Below are 16,279 nucleotides of genomic sequence, written 5' to 3'. Positions count from 1 at the left end.
GGCAGGGCCAACACGCTGAACCAGGCCCGAACCTGGTCCCATGACCATCACGACGCCACTTCTGCTGCTCGTCGGCACCATCGGATTCGCCGCGGGCGCGCTACTCAGCGCCCAGATCGCGACCTGGTCACTGAGGGCCCGGGAGAACAAGCTCACGGCCGACCGCAAGCGCCTCAACGCGCTCCGCCACGCCGCGGACCTCGCACCCCCGAGCCTCCAATAGCGGCCGTCAGTCGATGGGCGTGACGTACGCGCCCGCGATGCCGCCGTCGACCAGGAACTGCGACGCGGTGATGAACGAGGCGTCGTCGCTGGCCAGGAACGCGACGGCCGCCGCGATCTCGGACGGCTCCGCGAACCGGCCGAGCGGAACGTGCACCAGGCGACGGGCCGCGCGCTCCGGGTCCTTCGCGAAAAGCTCTTGCAGCAGCGGGGTGTTCACCGGTCCCGGGCACAGCGCGTTGACGCGGATGCCCTTGCGTGCGAACTCGACACCCAGCTCGCGGCTCATCGCGAGCACGCCGCCCTTGGACGCGCTGTACGAGATCTGCGACGTGGCCGCGCCCATCACCGCGACGAACGAGGCCGTGTTGATGATCGAGCCCTTGCCCTGCTCCAGCATGTGCGGCAGCACGTACTTGCAGCACAGGTACACCGAGGTCAGGTTGACCTGCTGGACCCGCTGCCACGCCTCGATGCCCGTCTTCAGGATCGAGTCGTCGTCGGGCGGCGAGATGCCGGCGTTGTTGAACGCGACATCGACAGAGCCGTAGGTGTCGACCGTCGTCTGGAACAGGGCTTTGACCTGCTCCTCGTCGGTCACGTCCACCTGGACGAAGAGCCCGCCGACCTCGTCGGCCGCGGCCTTGCCCGAGTCGGGCGACACGTCCGCGATGACGACCTTGGCGCCCTCGGAAGCGAGCCTGCGGGCGGACGCGAGCCCGATCCCGCTGCCGCCGCCGGTGATCACCGCGACCCTGCCTTCGAAACGCTGCACCATTGTTCTCAGTCCTCCGTGCTCAGGAATACGTTCTTGGTCTCGGTGAAGGCGTCGACGGCGTCCGGTCCGAGCTCACGGCCGAGCCCGGACTGCTTGAATCCGCCGAACGGGGTCCAGTAGCGCACCGACGAGTGCGAGTTGACCGACAGGTTGCCCGACTCGACGCCCCGCGCCACGCGCAGCGCCCGGCCGACGTCACGGGTCCAGATCGACCCGGACAGCCCGTATTCGGTGTGGTTGGCCATGGTCACCGCGTCGGTCTCGTCGCCGAACGGGACCACCGCGACGACCGGGCCGAAGATCTCGTCGGCCGCCAGCGGGTCCTGCAGGTTGCCGGGGGTGACGACGGTCGGCGGGAACCAATAGCCGGGGCCTTCCGGCGCGCTGCCGCGGAACGCGACGGGCGAGTCGGAACCGATGTACGAAGACACCTTTTCCTTGTGCGCGGCCGAAATCAGCGGCCCCATCTCGGTCTTCTCCGAGCCGGGATCGCCGACGACCACGCCCCGCACCGCGGGTTCGAGCAGCTCCATGAACCGGTCGTAGACGCTGGCCTGCACCAGGATCAGCGACCGGGCGCAGCAGTCCTGGCCCGCGTTGTCGAACACCCCGTACGGCGCGGTCGCGGCGGCCTTCTCCAGGTCGGAGTCGGCGAAGATGATGTTCGCGTTCTTGCCGCCGAGCTCCAGCGTCACCCGCTTCACCTGCGCGGCGCAGCCGGCCATGATCTGCTTGCCGACCTCGGTCGAGCCGGTGAACACCACCTTGCGCACCGCCGGGTGGTCCACGAAGCGTTGCCCCACAACGGATCCCTTGCCGGGCAGCACCTGGAAGACGTCCTCGGGGATACCGGCCTCGCGGGCCAGCTCGGCGAGCCGGATCGCGGTCAACGGCGTGACCTCGGCGGGCTTGAGCACCACGGTGTTGCCGGCGGCCAGCGCGGGCGCGAAACCCCAGCCCGCGATCGGCATCGGGAAGTTCCACGGCACGATCACGCCAACCACGCCCAGCGGCTCCTGGAACGTGATGTTCACCCCGCCCGCCACCGGGATCTGCTTGCCGTTCAAGCGTTCCGGGGCGGCCGAGTAGTAGTTCAGCACGTCGCGGACGTTGCCCGCTTCCCAGCGCGCGTTGCCGATGGTGTGGCCGGAGTTGGTGACCTCCAGCTGCGCCAGGTTCTCGAGGTCGGCGTCGACGGCGTCGGCGAACCGGCGCAGCAGCCGCGCACGGTCGCCGGGTGAGACGGCCTTCCACGCCGGATAAGCGGCCTGCGCGCGGGCGATGGCCGCGTCGGTCTCCTCGAGCGTGGTCAGCGCGACCGACCGCACCACCTGCTCGGTGGCGGGGTTGATCACGTCGAACGTGGTCATGCCTTCTCCTTCGCTGCGGCCACGAGAGCCTCGAAAAGCCTTACGTCGTCGATGTTCTGCTCGGGATGCCATTGGACGCCAAGCACGAAATCCTCGCCTGGCGACTCGGCCGCCTCGACCGTGCCATCTTCGGCCCAGCCGACCGGGATCAGCCCGTCGCCGAGCCGGTCGATCGCCTGATGGTGGTAGCAGTGGACCTTGGTGTCGGCGCCCAGGATGGCCGCCGCCCGGCTGCCGTCCTTCAAAGTGATCTTGCTGTCGCCGAACGTCGCGGGCGCGGGCTGGTGCTCGGTGCTGCCGGTCGCGTCCGGGAGGTGCTGGGTGAGCGTCCCGCCGAGCGCGACACTCAAAACCTGCAGGCCACGGCACACACCGAGCACCGGCAGCTTCCGCTTCAACGCCTCATCGAGCAGCCCGAACTCGAACGCGTCCCGGTTCGGCCGGGTGTACGTCGTCGCGTGCGGCTCTTGGTCGTAGCGCGTCGGCTCGACGTCCGCGCCGCCGACGAGCACCAGACCGTCCACAGCGGACACCAGCGACTCGTAGGCGTCGGTCACCGGCGGCAGCAGTACGGGCACTCCCCCGGCCGCCACCACGCAGTCCACGTAAACCCGGTGCAGCAGCGCCGCCTCGGTCTCCCAGACCAGGAAGCGAGCGGGCTCGATATACGTTGTGAGCCCGATCAGCGGCTTAGAGCCGTTCGAAACCACGGATCCGCTCCCAATCGGTGACGGCCGCGTCGAAGGCGGCGAGTTCGACGCGCGCGGCGTTCAGGTAGTGCTCGACCACGTCGTCGCCGAAAGCCGTCCTGGCCAGCTTGCTCTCGCCGAACAACGCCGCGGCCTCGCGCAGTGTCGACGGCACGGTCGGCTTGTCGGAGGCGTAGGCGTTGCCGGTGAACTCCGGCTCCAGCGGCAGCTCGTTCTCGATGCCGTGCAGGCCGGACGCGATCAGCGCGGCGACCGCGAGATACGGGTTGACGTCGCCGCCTGGCACCCGGTTCTCGGTGCGCAGCGACTCGCCGTGCCCGACCACGCGCAGCGCGCAGGTGCGGTTGTCGGTACCCCACGCGACCGCGGTCGGCGCGAAGCTGCCGGGCACGAAACGCTTGTAGGAGTTGATGTTCGGCGCGAGGAAGTAGGTCAGTTCACGCAGCCCGGCGAGCTGGCCCGCGAGGAAGTGCTCCATCAGCTTGGAGAACCCGCCCGGCCCGTCGCCCGCGAGCACGGCCTCGCCGTCGGTCGAGCGCAGGCTGATGTGGATGTGGCAGGAGTTGCCCTCGCGCTCGTTGTACTTCGCCATGAAGGTGAGCGCCTTGCCCTCCTGCGCGGCGATCTCCTTGGCGCCGTTCTTGTAGATGCCGTGGTTGTCGCAGGTGGCGAGCGCGTCGGTGTACCGGAAGGCGATCTCGTGCTGGCCGGGGTTGCACTCGCCCTTGGCCGACTCGACGTACAGCCCGGCGCCGGTCATCTCGTTGCGGATGCGGCGCAGCAGCGGCTCGATGCGGGCCGTGCCGAGCATCGAGTAGTCCACGTTGTACTGATTGGACGGTCGCAGGTCGTGATAGCGCTTGTCCCACGCCGATTCGTAGGTGTCATCGAAGACGATGAACTCCAGCTCGGTGCCGACGAACGCGCCCAGCCCGCGCTCGGCGAGCCGGTCGAGCTGCTTGCGCAGGATCTGACGAGGCGAGGCGGGGACGTCACCGCCCTGCACCCATTCGAGATCGGCGAGCACCATCGCGGTGCCTTCCTGCCACGGCACGAGGCGCAGGGTGCCGAAGTCGGGGCGCATGACGAAGTCGCCGTAACCGGTCTCCCACGACGACATCTCGTAACCGCCGACGGTGTTCATGTCGACGTCGACGGCCAGCAGGTAGTTGCAGGCCTCGGTGGCGTGCGCGACGACCTCGTTGAGGAAGTACTCGGCGGAGCAGCGTTTTCCCTGGAGCCTCCCCTGCATGTCGGTGATCGCGATGAGCACGGTGTCGACCGTCCCCTCGCCGACCAGCTCACGCAGCCGGTCCAAGCTGAGCATGCCCTTGCCAGCCATCCGAGCCCTCCTTCTAAAGGATCGAACCAGATCCTTTGCCGGTTCTTCCTACCTGACGGCCCCGGTCAGGGTCAACCATCTAATGGTCTTCTTTCAGACCTTTTGGATGCGCGGCCGCCGGGCAGAGTCTAGGGTCGTCACTGTGACTGCGGGCATTGTCGACGCGTGGATGCAGCACCCGAACGAGCGGTTCATGGCCGCGCCATGGCTGGAGTCGATCCTGCGCTGGACCGGCAGGCCGAGGGAGGTCCCCCAGGTCGCCGCGACACTCGCCGCGATGGACGAGGCGCATGTCGGCTTCGGCCTGCTCTCGGCGTGGCACGGGCCCTCGGGCCCACTGATCTCCAACGACGAGGTCGCCAGGCTCGTCGAGGCCCATCCCGACCGGTTCGCCGGCGTCGCGACCGTCGACCTGAACGACCCGATGGGCGCGGTGCGCGAGATCCGCCGCTGCGTGCGCAACCTGGGTTTCGTCGCGGTGCGCGTGGTCCCGTGGCTGTGGAACCTGCCACCGGACGACCGGCGCTACTACCCGGTCTACGTCGCCTGCGTCGAGCAGGAGATCCCGTTCTGCACGCAGATCGGGCACACCGGCCCGCTGCTGCCGTCCGAGCCCGGCCGCCCGATCCCGTACCTGGAACGGGTGCTGCTCGACTTCCCGGAACTCGTGGTCGTCGGCGGGCACGTCGGGTTCCCCTGGATGTCCGAAGTCCTTTCGCTGGCGATGAAGTTCCCGAACTTCCACATCGACACCTCGGCGTACGCGGCGCACCGGCTGCCCGCCGAACTGGTCGACTACATGCGCGGGCACGGCCGCACGCGGGTGCTGTTCGGCAGCAACTACCCGATGCTCAGCCCGGCTCGCTGCCTCAAGAACCTCGCCGACCTCAAGCTCGACGTGGAGGCCTCCGAGCTGTATCTCGGCGGCAACGCCCAGCGAATCTTCCGCGTCGGCTGAACCCGTTAGCTGAGAGGAGCCTGTGGATCTCTGCGATCAGGCACAAACCGGACCCTCGCCGCGTTGGACAGTGCAAGAGAGGTGAGATGACATGACTTCCGCATTCACGCAGACCGCTTTCACGCAGCCGCAAGCGAACTCGCAGGCCCCGGCGATGCCGTCCGGGTGGCCCATCGCGTCCTACGACTCGTACGAAGCCGCCCAGCGTGCCGTCGACCATCTCGCGAGCACCGACTTCCCGGTCACCGACGTGACCATCGTCGGAGTGCAGCCGCTGCTGGTCGAACGGATCGCGGGCAAGCTGACCATGGGCAAGGTGCTGAGCAGCGCCGCGATGTCCGGCGCGATCTTCGGCCTGTTCCTCGGCCTGATGCTGAGCCTGCTCAACCCCGGCGTCGGCCTGGTGTCGATCGGCATCGGCCTGGTCGCGGGTGTCGGCTTCAACCTGCTGTTCGGCGCGCTCGGGTACGCCGCCAACAAGAACAAGCGCGGCTACATCTCACAGAGCCAGCTCGTGGCTCAACGCTATGACGTCCTTTCGCAGCCACGCAGCGCTGAAAAGGGCCGAGACCTGCTGGCGAACATGGCGGCTCGCGCCGCCCTGTAAGTAAGTCCGGCTTGCCCGGAGGGCCTCGTCAGGTATCGATCCTGGCGGGGCTTTTCGCTTTGTGCGGCCGCTCACAAGCGTCCAACCCGCCGCACGCTCTGCAGAAGGCAGTGGTCGAACGCGATCAGACGAAGATCGAAGCGACGCTCACCACACTTTTCTCGCTGTGCTGAGGCCCGTCGTAACGGATCACCCCGCTTGCCGATGCACAGGGCAATACGACATCTGGGGGTAAAACATGACGAATCCGGCACCTGACGCTCCGGAGTACCCGGCGACGCAAGGCTACGTGTACGAGCAGCCCGCGCCTCCCGCGCCGCCGAAGCCGAAGCGAACCGGCGTGATCGTGTTGTCGGTGCTCGCCGTGCTGCTGCTCGGCGGGGCGACGGCGTTCGGCGTCCTGTACTTCAAGGAGAAGGACCGCGCCTCGTCCGTCTCGCTGGAGCTGGACGCGAAGAAGAACGAACTCACGGCGGTGGCCAAGCGCGAGACCGACACCAAGGCCGAGCTCTCCAAGGAGCAGGACCTGCGGAACAAGGCCGAGGAAGCGCAGAAGAAGGCGGAGAGCGCCAGCACGTCGAACAAGGCGTGCCACGAAGCCGCCAACAACCTGCGTGCCGCGGCCATCTCCCAGGACGAGAAGAAGGTCGAAGCCGCGTTCGAGGCCGTCTTCCTCAACTGCTAGCTGCCACTGGAGACCATCGATTCGTCGATGAGCTCATGGGGTCTGCTGCCAGAGCGCAGCAGACCCCGCCATCGGCTCGCGTCGTAGCGCGCCGGCCTGGTCTCGGTGAGGAACTCGCGCAGGATCACCAGGAAACGCCGCGGATCGGCGCGATGCGGGAAGTGCCCGGCGCCTTCGAAGATCTCCAGCCTGCTGCTCGGCATAGCCTGATGCGCGAGCACCGCGTGCGCGCTCGGCACGACGTGATCCGTTGTGCCCCAGACGAGCATCGTCGGGATTCCCTCGGTGAGATAACAGCGGTCGAGCATGTTCACCACCTGCCCTCGCCAGTCCACAACGGACCGCAGCGTCCGCAGAAACGCTTGCCGTGACGTCGATTCGACCAAGCGCATGTACTTCGCGAGCACGTACTCGAGGTCGCTGCCGAGCCCGAAGTTCTGCAGGAGACTGCCGAGCCCGCGCAGCGCGGCACGCACCGGCGGGATGCCGACCAAGGGAAGCATGAGGCCCGCGCCGGGCGCCGCGGCCAGGCGCAGCAGCGGGTGGACGCCGGGGCCGATGCCGCCGGAGCCGACGAGCACGAGCCGTTCCACCATTTCCGGGAACTGGTAGGCGAACTGCATCGCCACACCGCCGCCGAGCGAATGCCCGACCACGGTCACCCGCTCGATTTCCAGCGTGGCCAGCAGATCACGCATGCCGCAGGCGTACGCGGCGACGGAATAGTCCGCGCGTGGCTTGGCCGAACCGCCGTGACCGAGCAGATCCGGCGCGATCACCGTGAAGTCGCCGCTCAGCGCGGCCAGCATGTCCAGCCAGGTCGACGAGTCGTCGCCGATGCCGTGGATGAACAGGACGGCAGGCCCGCGACCGGCCAGCCGGTACGCGCGCAGGTAGCCGTGCACCAAGCGGGTCCGCAGTTCGAAGCCGTCGACTGAGTGCACTTACCCAGCAGAACAGGCTCAGGTTTCCACGTTGTTTCGTCAGCCGAAAATGACCTGGGTGGGTGAGCCCCGACCGCTCACCCACCCAGGAGTCCGTTACTTCGTCGGCGTCGGACTGGCCGGCGTCGGGCTCGCGCTGGAACCCGGGCTCGGCGTCGATGTCGGTGTCGGCGTCGCGCTGCTGGTCGTGGGCGCCTTCGGGATCGCGACCGAGAACGGCACGCCGTAGACCTCACGGCACGCGTTCTTGTAACCGTTGTAGCCGTTGAAGTTCCCGTTGTTGTCGGTGATGCCCTGCTCGATCTTCGGGCGCGGGAACCGGTTGTCTGCGCCGATCTTCATCGGGTAGCCCGCCGACTTCTCGCAACCCTGGCGCGACAGCGTGATCGGCCTGCCATCCTCGTCGTAGAGGTAGATCTCGGTGAGCGGCTTGCCTTCGGAGTCGAAGGCGTAGATGTTCCCGACCGACTGGTTGCCGTAGTAGAGGTTGTCGGAGCCGTCCGAATTCCGGCTGCTGGCCGGGTACGTGTTGTAGTTGTGGTAGCGGTTGTCGACGGAGTCGAAGACATAGCCGACGAACCCGAACGCCCCGCCGAGCACGAACAGCGACACCGGCAGCGTCAGCCACAGCCAGCGCTTGTCGGCCGCCACCTTCCGGCCGCCCCAGACGATCGCGACCGCGGCGACCACCAGCAACGGCAGCGCGGCGACCCCGTCGTTGCCCCGCCGGACCAGCATCAGCCCGAACAGGATCAGCGCGGCCGCGCACACCAGCCACCAAGCGGGCGAAAGCGACCTGAAGTAGTTCAACACCTTGGGCAGGCCATCTGGGTCCTGCTTCTTGAGACTCGCGCGCAGCGAACGCACCTCGGGCAGTTCCGCGATCCCGGCGGTCCCCTTGGTCGTCAGGTACCAGACGCCGAACCCGAGCACCGGCACGATGACCACCAGCGTGACCAGCGCCTCGGCACGCAGGTTGTTCGCGACCGTGATGCCGACCAGCCCCAGCCCGAGTGAAGCGGCGATGAGCCCCCACAGTGCGAGCCTCGGCATGATCCGCTTCGCCTGCTCCTTGATGACCACGGTCTTCGGCGCCTCGGTAGAGGCTGCGGGCGGATAGTCCCCGGCCACGCGCAGCTCGGCGGCGTAGTTCTCCGGCGTCCCGAGCCGCTCGATCATCTGCTCGACCCGTGCGCCCGAGCCGAGTTCGGCCTCGATCTCGAGCAGGTGGGGCCGGACGTCCTCGAGGATCTCTTCGACTTCGGCGGCGGGCAGATCGGCCAGCGCGGTACGCACCCGCGCCAGGTAGACCCGCACCGCGGTCGAGTTCTGCGTGCTCATGCTGCCGCTCCCAACAGGCTGTTCATCGTCGACGCGAAGCTCTCCCACGTCTTGGCCGACTCGGTCAGTTTCAGCCGGCCTGGTTCGTTCAAGCTGTAGTACTTCCGGTGCGGCCCTTCCTCACTCGGCACGACATACGACGTGAGCAGGCCGGCCTTGTAGAGCCGTCTCAGCGTTCCGTACACGGACGCGTCGCCCACTTCCTCCAGACCGCCGACCCGCAGCCGGCGGAGCACGTCGTAGCCATAACCGTCTTCCTCGCGAAGCACCGCGAGCACCGCGAGGTCGAGGACACCCTTGAGTAGCTGACTGATCTCCACCTGTCCTCCGTCCTACGCTTCAGACGGTACCACGCAATGCGCAGTACCGCGCACACCACTACGCCAAAGGGTCGTGAGTGTTTTGACCGGTTCTAACCGGCCGTACCACTCACGACCCCCAAAGTGCGGGCGAGCTTCTATCCCCTTGGCCGGGGCTGGCACTTCGGGCAGGAGAAGGAGGACCGGTTCATGAAGGGGTCACGCCGGATCGCGGTGCCGCAGCGTCCGCAGGGCAGGCCTTCCTGGCCATAGGCGTCGAGTGAGCGGTCGAAGTACCCCGACTCGCCGTTCACGTTGACGTACAAGGCATCGAACGAGGTTCCGCCTTGCGCGAGCGCCTCGTTCATCACCTCGGTGGCGGCTTCGAGCAGCACGCGCGTCTTGGGCGCGGTGAGCTTGTCGGTCTGCCGGGCCCAGTGCAGCTTCGCGCGCCAGAGCGCCTCGTCGGCGTAGATGTTGCCGACACCCGAGACCAGCGTCTGGTCGAGCAGAGCCCGTTTGGCCTCGGTCCGACGCGAACGCAAGGCGCGAACCGCGGCTTCAAGACTGAACGCGGGATCCATCGGGTCGCGGGCGATGTGGGCGATCGTGCTGGGCACCGTGGTCCCGTCGACCTCGACGAGGTCCGCCAGCGCCAGCCCGCCGAACGTCCGCTGGTCGACGAAGCGCAACTCGGGCCCGTCGTCGTCGAAGCGCAGCCGGACACGCAGGTGCTTTTCGTCGGGCGTGCCCTCCTCCTGGACGAGCATCTGGCCGCTCATCCCGAGGTGCGCGAGCATGGCCTGCTCGTCGGACAACTCCAGCCAGAGGTACTTGCCACGCCTGCGGGCGGCGTCGATGCGGACACCGGCCAGCCTGCCGGTGAAGTCCTCGGCTCCCTGCACGTGACGCCGGATGGCGCGGGCGTGGAGCACTTCGACCTTGCTGATGGTCCGGCCGGTCACATGGGCTTCGAGACCGGCGCGGACCACCTCGACCTCGGGAAGTTCGGGCACTCCCCGATTATCGGCCTAGGGAGCGAGCGGACCGACGTCGGCCGTCGTCAAGGCCTTGCGGGCGCCGCCTGGCAGGAACTCGTCGGCGCCGATGTCGTACTTGCCGACCCGGGCTTGGAGGTCGAAATCCGTTGCCGCGTACGGGTAACCGCCGACGCCCGCGTCGATCGCCGGGCTGCCGGACGACAGGCGCCACAGGCCGGTGGCGTCCTTCACCAGCTTCGGGTTCACCGACTTGTAGCCGTCGGGGATGCCGGGCTTGGCGCCCCAAGTGATGTTGCCTTCGTACTTCACCACCGAACCGGTGGGCATGGTGACGAGGTTGCCGGACGTGCCGACCAGGACGTTGTCGGCGAACACGCAGTCCTTGGGCAGGAAGGCGCCGCCGTCGCCGCGGATAATGTCCTTCTGACCGATCATCGTGTTGTAGGCGACGACGACACGGTCGGGGCGGTCTTGCTTATCGCTGTCGGGACCGCTGTCGGCCTCAGTGCCGGTGCCGAAGACGATGCCGCGGTCGGTCGTGACCTCGACGTAGTTGTTGATGATCTTGTGGTCGTTGCCGTGGAAGCGGATGCCGGAGGCACCGAAGACCATGTTGCCTTCGACGAGGCTGCGGTCGCCGTGGCGCAGCACAATGAAGCCGCGGCTGTCGCGGATCGTGTTGTAGCGGACGGTGTTGTCGGAGGACTTGACCGAGATCGCCTCGGCGTCGCCGTCGGCCTTCTCGAAGAGGTTGTACTCGATGAGCGCGTTCGCCGAGTACTTCTGGTGGCCGCTCACGCCGACGCGGATCGATTCGCCGCCGTTCTTACCGGCGAACTGGTGATTGAAGAAGTAGTTGTGATGCACGTGGACACGCTTCGCCATCGCGTCCGACGGCCCGAATATCTGCAGGAACTGACCGGCCGTCGTGCGGTTATGGAAAACGTTGTGGTCGATCTCGGCGTCGTCGCCGTTGGCCAGTAGCCAGCTGCCGTCACCGCCGAGCTGAATGTCCAATCTGGTCAGCCGGACGTGGGTGGAACCCGACGGCACGGTGAAATTGGCCTGGTGCTGGAGTTTGAAGCCTTCCAGCACCACCCAGGAAGCCCCGCCGGAGAACGCGAAGCCCGACGTGCCCTTGATCTCGGCGGCACCGGTGTGCTGAGCGGCGATGGTGATCGGCGCGGACGCGGTACCGGAACGCTTGATCGTCAACGGCGCGCTCGTGGTGTAGCTGCCGTCTGCCAGGAGTATCCGGTCACCCGGTTTGGCTTTGTCCACAGCGGATTGCAGCGCACTGAGCGAGATGACGACCTGATCGGCCGACGCGGGAACAGAGACCGCGAGTGAAACAGTGAGCAGGAGTCCGAAAAGGACATAGAGAAAAGACCACTTGCGCATCGCCGATGAACCTCATCTTTGAGGAGGGAGGACACAGGAGGGCGGCTGCACGTACGGTACTTATTCACGCACCGTACGGTCAACTGGTCTCTTCGTCGGGCTTCTTCTGCTCTTCGACCTCGGCGTGAAGCGTGCGCCAGGCCGTCTCGGCGGCCTTCTGCTCGGCTTCCTTCTTGGTCGTGCCCTCACCGCGGCCGTACTCACGTCCCGCGACGAACACGGTGGCCGTGAACTCCTTGCGGTGATCGGGCCCGGTGTCCTCGACCTTGTATTCGGGCACGCCGAGACCGGCCTGCGCGGTGAGCTCCTGCAGGCTGGTCTTCCAGTCGAGACCGGCGCCTCGCAGCGGGGCCTCGGCCAGCAGGCCGTCGAACAGGTGGTGCACCAGCTTGCGGGCGATGTCGATGCCGTGCTGCAGGTACGCGGCGCCGATGACGGCTTCGAGACCGTCGGCGAGGATGCTCGCCTTGTCCCGGCCACCGGTGAGCTCTTCGCCCTTGCCGAGCAGCAGATGCGCACCCAGGCCGCCTTCACCGAGGCCGCGTGCGACGCCGGCGAGCGCGTGCATGTTCACGACGCTGGCGCGCAGCTTCGCGAGCTGGCCCTCAGGCAGGTCGGGATGCGTGTTGTAGAGATGGTCGGTCACGACCAAGCCCAGTACGGCGTCACCCAGGAACTCAAGGCGCTCGTTCGGCGGAAGCCCACCGTTCTCATAAGCATAAGAACGGTGGGTCAACGCCAAACCGAGCAGCTCGGCATCAAAAGTGATGTCGAGAGCTTCGAGCAACGGAGCGGGATCCGAGGCCGGCTTGAGAACCGGCGGTTTTCCCCCCATGATCGACTCAGCCTCAGGCGGGCTCGACGACCTGGCGACCGTTGTGCTGACCGCACGCCGGGCAAGCGATGTGCTGCAGCTTCGGCTGCTTGCAGGCGCGGTTGGAGCAAGGCACCAGCTGAACCGGAGCAGCCTTCCACTGGCTGCGGCGCGAGCGCGTGTTCGATCGCGACATCTTCCGCTTGGGGACGGCCACGAGTAGATCTCCTTAAGACGGTCTGCCCGCACCTCGCGAGCGAACTTTGCTTCTCCGGACTGAGCTGGGCGCTCGTCAGGCTTGCTTGCCGGGGGCGTCATCACCGTCGAAGCGCTCGACAAGTGCGGCCCACCGAGGATCTATCTTCTCATGCCCGTGTCCGGGCTCGAGATCGGCCCACTTGACACCGCAGCCGGGGCAGAGGCCCTGGCAGTTTTCCTCGCACAGCGGCACGAGCGGCAGCGCCAGCACCAGCGCGTCGCACACCAGCGGCTCGAGCTCGATGCGGTCGTCGACGAGGCGGTAGATCTCGTCCTCGTCCGTGGTCTCCTCGGTGGTGGAGCCCGGGTAGGCGTAGAGCTCGGTGAGCTCGACCTCGACGTCCTCGGTGATCGGGTCGAGGCAGCGCGAGCAGTGCCCGGTCGCGGCGACCGAGGCGGTGCCGGAGACCAGCACGCCCTCGACCACGGACTCGAGCAGCAGGTCGAGGTCGATCTCGGTGCCCTTGGGCACGATGATGACGTCCGGCACGCCCAAGGTGTCCTCGACGGGCACCTTGCGCTGGACAGGACGGCTCAGCCCGGCGTGGCGGGCGAGTTCACGGGTGTCGACGACCCACGGGCTGCGCAGATCGACGCGCGCGGGGCGCGCGGGCGGGAGTTTGTCTTCAGGCATGAGGGCTCTAGTTTACGCGAGCCCCTACGGCTGGAAGTCGTACAGGGTGCTGCTGCGGCCTGGCGCCATGGTGCTGGGCGCGCGCAGGTGGTTGCGCCCGGAGTCGACGGTGCGCAGCGTGGTGGCCAGCAGCTCGGAGAACTCGGCGAGCTTGCCGTCGACGTAGGCGTCGCAGTCGGCACGCTGCTTGTCCGCCTCCGCGTGCGCCTCGTCGACGATGCGGGCCGACTCGGCGTGCGCGGCCTGGACGACCTCGGTCTGCGAGACCAGGCGGGCCTGTTCGCCCCTGCCCTCGTCGATGGCGCGGTCGTACGCGTCACGCCCGGCCTGGATCATCCGCTCGGACTCGGCGCGCGAGCGGTCGGTGAGGTTCTGGAACTCGGCCTGCCCGGCGGCGACCATGCGCTCGGCCTCGGCGTGCGCGTCCGCCATCATCTGCTCGGCGCGGGCCTGCGCCTCGGCGAGGATGCGCTCGGCGTGCGCCTGCGCCTCGCCGACCGCGCGATCGGCCTCGGCGTTGGCCTCGCTGACCGTCTTCTCGGCCTCGGAGCGCGCGGTGTGGATCAGCTGATCGCGCTTGTCCAGCACGTCCTGCGCGTCGTCGACCTCCGCCGGCAGCGCGTCGCGGACGTCGTCGAGCAGTTCGAGCATGTCGCCGCGCGGCACCACGCAGCTGGAGGTCATCGGCACCCCGCGCGCCTCTTCGACGATCGTGACCAACTCGTCGAGCGCCTCGAAAACCCGGTACACGGCAACTCCCTCTGCAGCAATCCCCGATATCGCTGTACCCAGTCTGCCGCTTCCGGCGCTCGAACCGGTGAAAGCGGCCTGTGCCGGGCGTGTCCGCGTGCCTACTTCAGGGTGAAGGCGGGGTCGGTCACGAGCTTGATCACCTGGTCGGCGGTGAACGGCGGCGGGTCCTGCCTGGTGACGTCCGTGCCGATAGCGGCATTGACCAGGCTCACAGTCGAACCGTCCGCACGGAAATGGATCGCGTTGAACGCGTGCATGACACCGTGGTCGCCGGTGGCTGTCCGCGGAGCCCGCTGTCGCTCGACGAGCAACACCAGCGTGCCGTCCGGCTGGGTCAGCCGCTGGCAGGGCTGCGGCTTGCCGTCCGGCGTCTTCCAGCGCTCGGTGAATTCGGGCGGCAATGTGCCGAAGCCTGTGCAGGCCTGATCAGGCGTGATCAGGTTCGCGGCATTGAAACTGGGCCCGTTGATGGTCAAGTAGAAGGCCGACACGGAGACGGGATCGAAGAGCGTCGACATGGTCCAGATGGAGTCCCAGTCACCGGGTTCCCGGTACTGGGCGAAGGAGTTCACGGCGACACTGCTCGCATCCGGCTTGACGACCGGGATCACCTTGGCCAGATGCTGCCGGCTGCGTTCCATCTGCTTGGCCAGGTTCGCGTGCGGCGACACGATCACAAACGGCGGCTCCGCCTTGTCGATCACTTGCGGCGGCGGGGCGAGGTTCATCACCACGAGCGTGACGGCCGTGCCGATCGCGGCCAGCGCCGTGCCCGCCGAGATCAGCAGGCCCCGGCGCCTGCGCTGCCGCGCGGCCGCCTTGGTCACGAGCACGTCGACGTCGAAGCCCAGCGGCGGCTCGGGGACTTCCAGCACGCGCAGCCCGTTTTCGACCTGCTCGAGGTCCATCAGCTGTTCCTCCCGACGAGTTCGAGCTTGGCGACAGCATCGCGCAAGGTCTCCAGGCCGCGGGCGGTCTGACTCTTGACCGTGCCCTCGGAGCAGCCGAGCACGGCGGCGACCTCGGCGACCGACAGGTCCGCGCAGTAGCGGAGCACGATGGCCGCGCGCTGTTTCACCGGCACCTCGGCGAGCGCCTGCCGCAGGAGATCGGTCATGCCGGTGTAGAGGACGGCGGGCACCGGCTGTTCCGGCACCACGCCGTCACGCCGCTCGCGGCGGCGCCACGGTCTGCGCTGTTCGTCCAGCCAGCAGCGCAGCAGCACCTTCCTGGCGTAGTTGTCGACGGGGCCCGACCTGGCGAGCTTCGGCCAGACCGCGTACATCTTGATCAGTGTCGCCTGGACCAGGTCCTCGGCGAGATGCCAATCCGCACACAGGAAATAGGCGGTCCGCCGCAACGGCAGCGCCCTGGCGCCCGCGAACTCCCGGAAGTCCGCCTCGTCAGCAGGCCTCATCCGTACCCCCTCGACCGTGTTCCGACATCAACACGGACGAGGGTGCGCACGAGGTTGCATGGAACCTTGGTCAGATGTTGATTACCTTGAACGAGGCGTAGTGGTCGCCAGTGTAGAAGTACTCGCCGCCGTTGCCGGTGATGATCCGGCGGGCGCCGCGGGTCGAGGAGCCGGGCGTGATGACCGTGTACTCGTGGTAGTAGCTCGCGGAACAGGCCGGGAGGATCTTCTCGCGGTTCTGGAAGACCACGCCGTCGTTCTTCGGGAACGGGAACGGCCCGTCCGTCTGGATCAGGTCGTAGGTGTCGGTCGCCTCCTCGGGCAGGCTCGACAAGGACACCCGGCTGAAGCCGGCGAGGTCGCCGCAGGCGTTCTGCTCGATGCTGACAGGCGCGGCCTCGGCCGTGGCGGTGACGACGCCGAAGAAGGCGACGAAGGCCAGCAGGAAGGCGGCGAAACGCGATCGATGGTTGGTCATTTTCGGACCGTAACCCGATCGGGTGATCAGTGTTGGTCGAGCAGGTTAACTCCGCGAACCCTGTCGGAAATCCCTACGACCGTCGCACGCCAATCGGCGCAGAACTGGGAAAATTCCCACCTTCACCAACGGGGTCGTGAGTGGTAGGGCCGGTTCTAACCCAATGCCGGGCAGTTAAGGCTTGGCCTGCGTTGTCAATCGGCACGTGAGCGAGTCGGTCGGGCCGCCGTCGGTGGCCCGACCACCAGCATCTAACGTCCACAAAGG

19 protein-coding genes and 1 pseudogene are annotated in these 16,279 nt (G+C 67.4%); 4 read left to right on the top strand and 16 right to left on the bottom strand.

The features are described from left to right. The first annotated feature begins 40 nt into the window (after window positions 1-40). Window positions 41-223 (top strand): hypothetical protein, encoded by a 183-nt coding sequence (locus tag ACFV15_RS34250; protein WP_378355712.1) that lies wholly within the window; start codon window positions 41-43, stop codon window positions 221-223. 6 nt (window positions 224-229) lie between these two features. Here ACFV15_RS34250 and ACFV15_RS34245 read toward each other — a convergent pair whose 3' ends face one another. The 4 genes from ACFV15_RS34245 to ACFV15_RS34230 are packed head-to-tail and all read right to left on the bottom strand — an operon-like array spanning window position 230 to window position 4,407. Beyond that, window positions 230-1,000, bottom strand: a complete 771-nt coding sequence (locus tag ACFV15_RS34245) for a 3-oxoacyl-ACP reductase (RefSeq protein ID WP_378355710.1) — start codon at window positions 998-1,000, stop codon at window positions 230-232. Between the two features lie 5 nt (window positions 1,001-1,005). Beyond that, the gene (locus ACFV15_RS34240; RefSeq protein ID WP_378355709.1) at window positions 1,006-2,370 is read right to left on the bottom strand and encodes an aldehyde dehydrogenase family protein; all 1,365 of its coding nucleotides are present in this window, start codon (window positions 2,368-2,370) and stop codon (window positions 1,006-1,008) included. After that, window positions 2,367-3,080, bottom strand: coding sequence for a gamma-glutamyl-gamma-aminobutyrate hydrolase family protein (locus ACFV15_RS34235; RefSeq protein WP_378355707.1), 714 nt, complete (start codon window positions 3,078-3,080; stop codon window positions 2,367-2,369). Before ACFV15_RS34235 ends, ACFV15_RS34240 begins: the two co-directional genes overlap by 4 nt. Continuing rightward, window positions 3,061-4,407: a glutamine synthetase family protein gene (locus ACFV15_RS34230; RefSeq protein ID WP_378355750.1), complete on the bottom strand. Its 1,347-nt coding sequence runs from the start codon at window positions 4,405-4,407 to the stop codon at window positions 3,061-3,063. The genes ACFV15_RS34235 and ACFV15_RS34230 overlap by 20 nt, the downstream gene beginning before the upstream one ends. Before the next feature lie 157 nt (window positions 4,408-4,564). Between ACFV15_RS34230 and ACFV15_RS34225 the strand changes: the two genes are divergently transcribed. The 3 genes from ACFV15_RS34225 to ACFV15_RS34215 all read left to right on the top strand — a co-directional run bounded on the left by ACFV15_RS34225 (window position 4,565) and on the right by ACFV15_RS34215 (window position 6,672). Further along, complete coding sequence (locus tag ACFV15_RS34225; RefSeq protein ID WP_378355706.1) at window positions 4,565-5,380, top strand: amidohydrolase family protein; 816 nt, start codon at window positions 4,565-4,567, stop codon at window positions 5,378-5,380. 91 nt (window positions 5,381-5,471) lie between these two features. Further along, window positions 5,472-5,987: a general stress protein gene (locus tag ACFV15_RS34220; protein ID WP_378355704.1), complete on the top strand. Its 516-nt coding sequence runs from the start codon at window positions 5,472-5,474 to the stop codon at window positions 5,985-5,987. 238 nt (window positions 5,988-6,225) lie between these two features. Further along, window positions 6,226-6,672 carry a hypothetical protein gene (locus tag ACFV15_RS34215; protein ID WP_378355703.1) on the top strand — a complete coding sequence of 149 codons (447 nt, stop codon included), beginning with the start codon at window positions 6,226-6,228 and terminating at the stop codon, window positions 6,670-6,672. Here ACFV15_RS34215 and ACFV15_RS34210 read toward each other — a convergent pair. The 12 genes and pseudogenes from ACFV15_RS34210 to ACFV15_RS34155 all read right to left on the bottom strand — a co-directional run. Next, window positions 6,669-7,616 carry an alpha/beta fold hydrolase gene (locus ACFV15_RS34210; RefSeq protein ID WP_378355702.1) on the bottom strand — a complete coding sequence of 316 codons (948 nt, stop codon included), beginning with the start codon at window positions 7,614-7,616 and terminating at the stop codon, window positions 6,669-6,671. The genes ACFV15_RS34215 and ACFV15_RS34210 overlap by 4 nt on opposite strands. A 96-nt stretch (window positions 7,617-7,712) precedes the next feature. Further along, a complete protein-coding gene (locus ACFV15_RS34205) occupies window positions 7,713-8,957 on the bottom strand; it encodes a DUF1700 domain-containing protein (RefSeq protein ID WP_378355700.1) in 1,245 nt (414 codons plus the stop codon). Continuing rightward, the gene (locus ACFV15_RS34200) at window positions 8,954-9,277 is read right to left on the bottom strand and encodes a PadR family transcriptional regulator (RefSeq protein WP_091289152.1); all 324 of its coding nucleotides are present in this window, start codon (window positions 9,275-9,277) and stop codon (window positions 8,954-8,956) included. The genes ACFV15_RS34205 and ACFV15_RS34200 overlap by 4 nt, the downstream gene beginning before the upstream one ends. A gap of 137 nt (window positions 9,278-9,414) precedes the next feature. Further along, a complete protein-coding gene (gene mutM / locus ACFV15_RS34195) occupies window positions 9,415-10,272 on the bottom strand; it encodes a bifunctional DNA-formamidopyrimidine glycosylase/DNA-(apurinic or apyrimidinic site) lyase (RefSeq protein ID WP_378355698.1) in 858 nt (285 codons plus the stop codon). A 15-nt stretch (window positions 10,273-10,287) separates the two neighbouring features. Beyond that, a complete protein-coding gene (locus ACFV15_RS34190; protein ID WP_378355697.1) occupies window positions 10,288-11,658 on the bottom strand; it encodes a chondroitinase-B domain-containing protein in 1,371 nt (456 codons plus the stop codon). A 79-nt stretch (window positions 11,659-11,737) separates the two neighbouring features. Beyond that, complete coding sequence (rnc, locus tag ACFV15_RS34185; protein ID WP_378355695.1) at window positions 11,738-12,493, bottom strand: ribonuclease III; 756 nt, start codon at window positions 12,491-12,493, stop codon at window positions 11,738-11,740. Between the two features lie 13 nt (window positions 12,494-12,506). Beyond that, a complete protein-coding gene (gene rpmF / locus ACFV15_RS34180) occupies window positions 12,507-12,689 on the bottom strand; it encodes a 50S ribosomal protein L32 (protein WP_091289156.1) in 183 nt (60 codons plus the stop codon). Between the two features lie 75 nt (window positions 12,690-12,764). After that, the gene (locus ACFV15_RS34175; protein ID WP_378355693.1) at window positions 12,765-13,364 is read right to left on the bottom strand and encodes a YceD family protein; all 600 of its coding nucleotides are present in this window, start codon (window positions 13,362-13,364) and stop codon (window positions 12,765-12,767) included. A 24-nt stretch (window positions 13,365-13,388) separates the two neighbouring features. Further along, window positions 13,389-14,114 carry a DivIVA domain-containing protein gene (locus ACFV15_RS34170; RefSeq protein ID WP_378355691.1) on the bottom strand — a complete coding sequence of 242 codons (726 nt, stop codon included), beginning with the start codon at window positions 14,112-14,114 and terminating at the stop codon, window positions 13,389-13,391. Window positions 14,115-14,215: 101 nt separating this feature from the next. After that, the gene (locus tag ACFV15_RS34165; protein WP_378355690.1) at window positions 14,216-15,025 is read right to left on the bottom strand and encodes a hypothetical protein; all 810 of its coding nucleotides are present in this window, start codon (window positions 15,023-15,025) and stop codon (window positions 14,216-14,218) included. Beyond that, window positions 15,025-15,534, bottom strand: coding sequence for a SigE family RNA polymerase sigma factor (locus ACFV15_RS34160; protein ID WP_378355688.1), 510 nt, complete (start codon window positions 15,532-15,534; stop codon window positions 15,025-15,027). Before ACFV15_RS34160 ends, ACFV15_RS34165 begins: the two co-directional genes overlap by 1 nt. A gap of 73 nt (window positions 15,535-15,607) precedes the next feature. Continuing rightward, window positions 15,608-16,012 (bottom strand): annotated as a pseudogene (locus tag ACFV15_RS34155) (ribonuclease domain-containing protein); the annotation flags it as partial. Window positions 16,013-16,279: the final 267 nt, after the last annotated feature.

It is taken from the genome of Amycolatopsis sp. NPDC059657 (assembly GCF_042734395.1).
Taxonomy (GTDB): domain Bacteria; phylum Actinomycetota; class Actinomycetes; order Mycobacteriales; family Pseudonocardiaceae; genus Amycolatopsis.
Note: the sequence above shows the minus strand (reverse complement) of the source record. Positions and strands in the feature narration are given on the sequence as shown.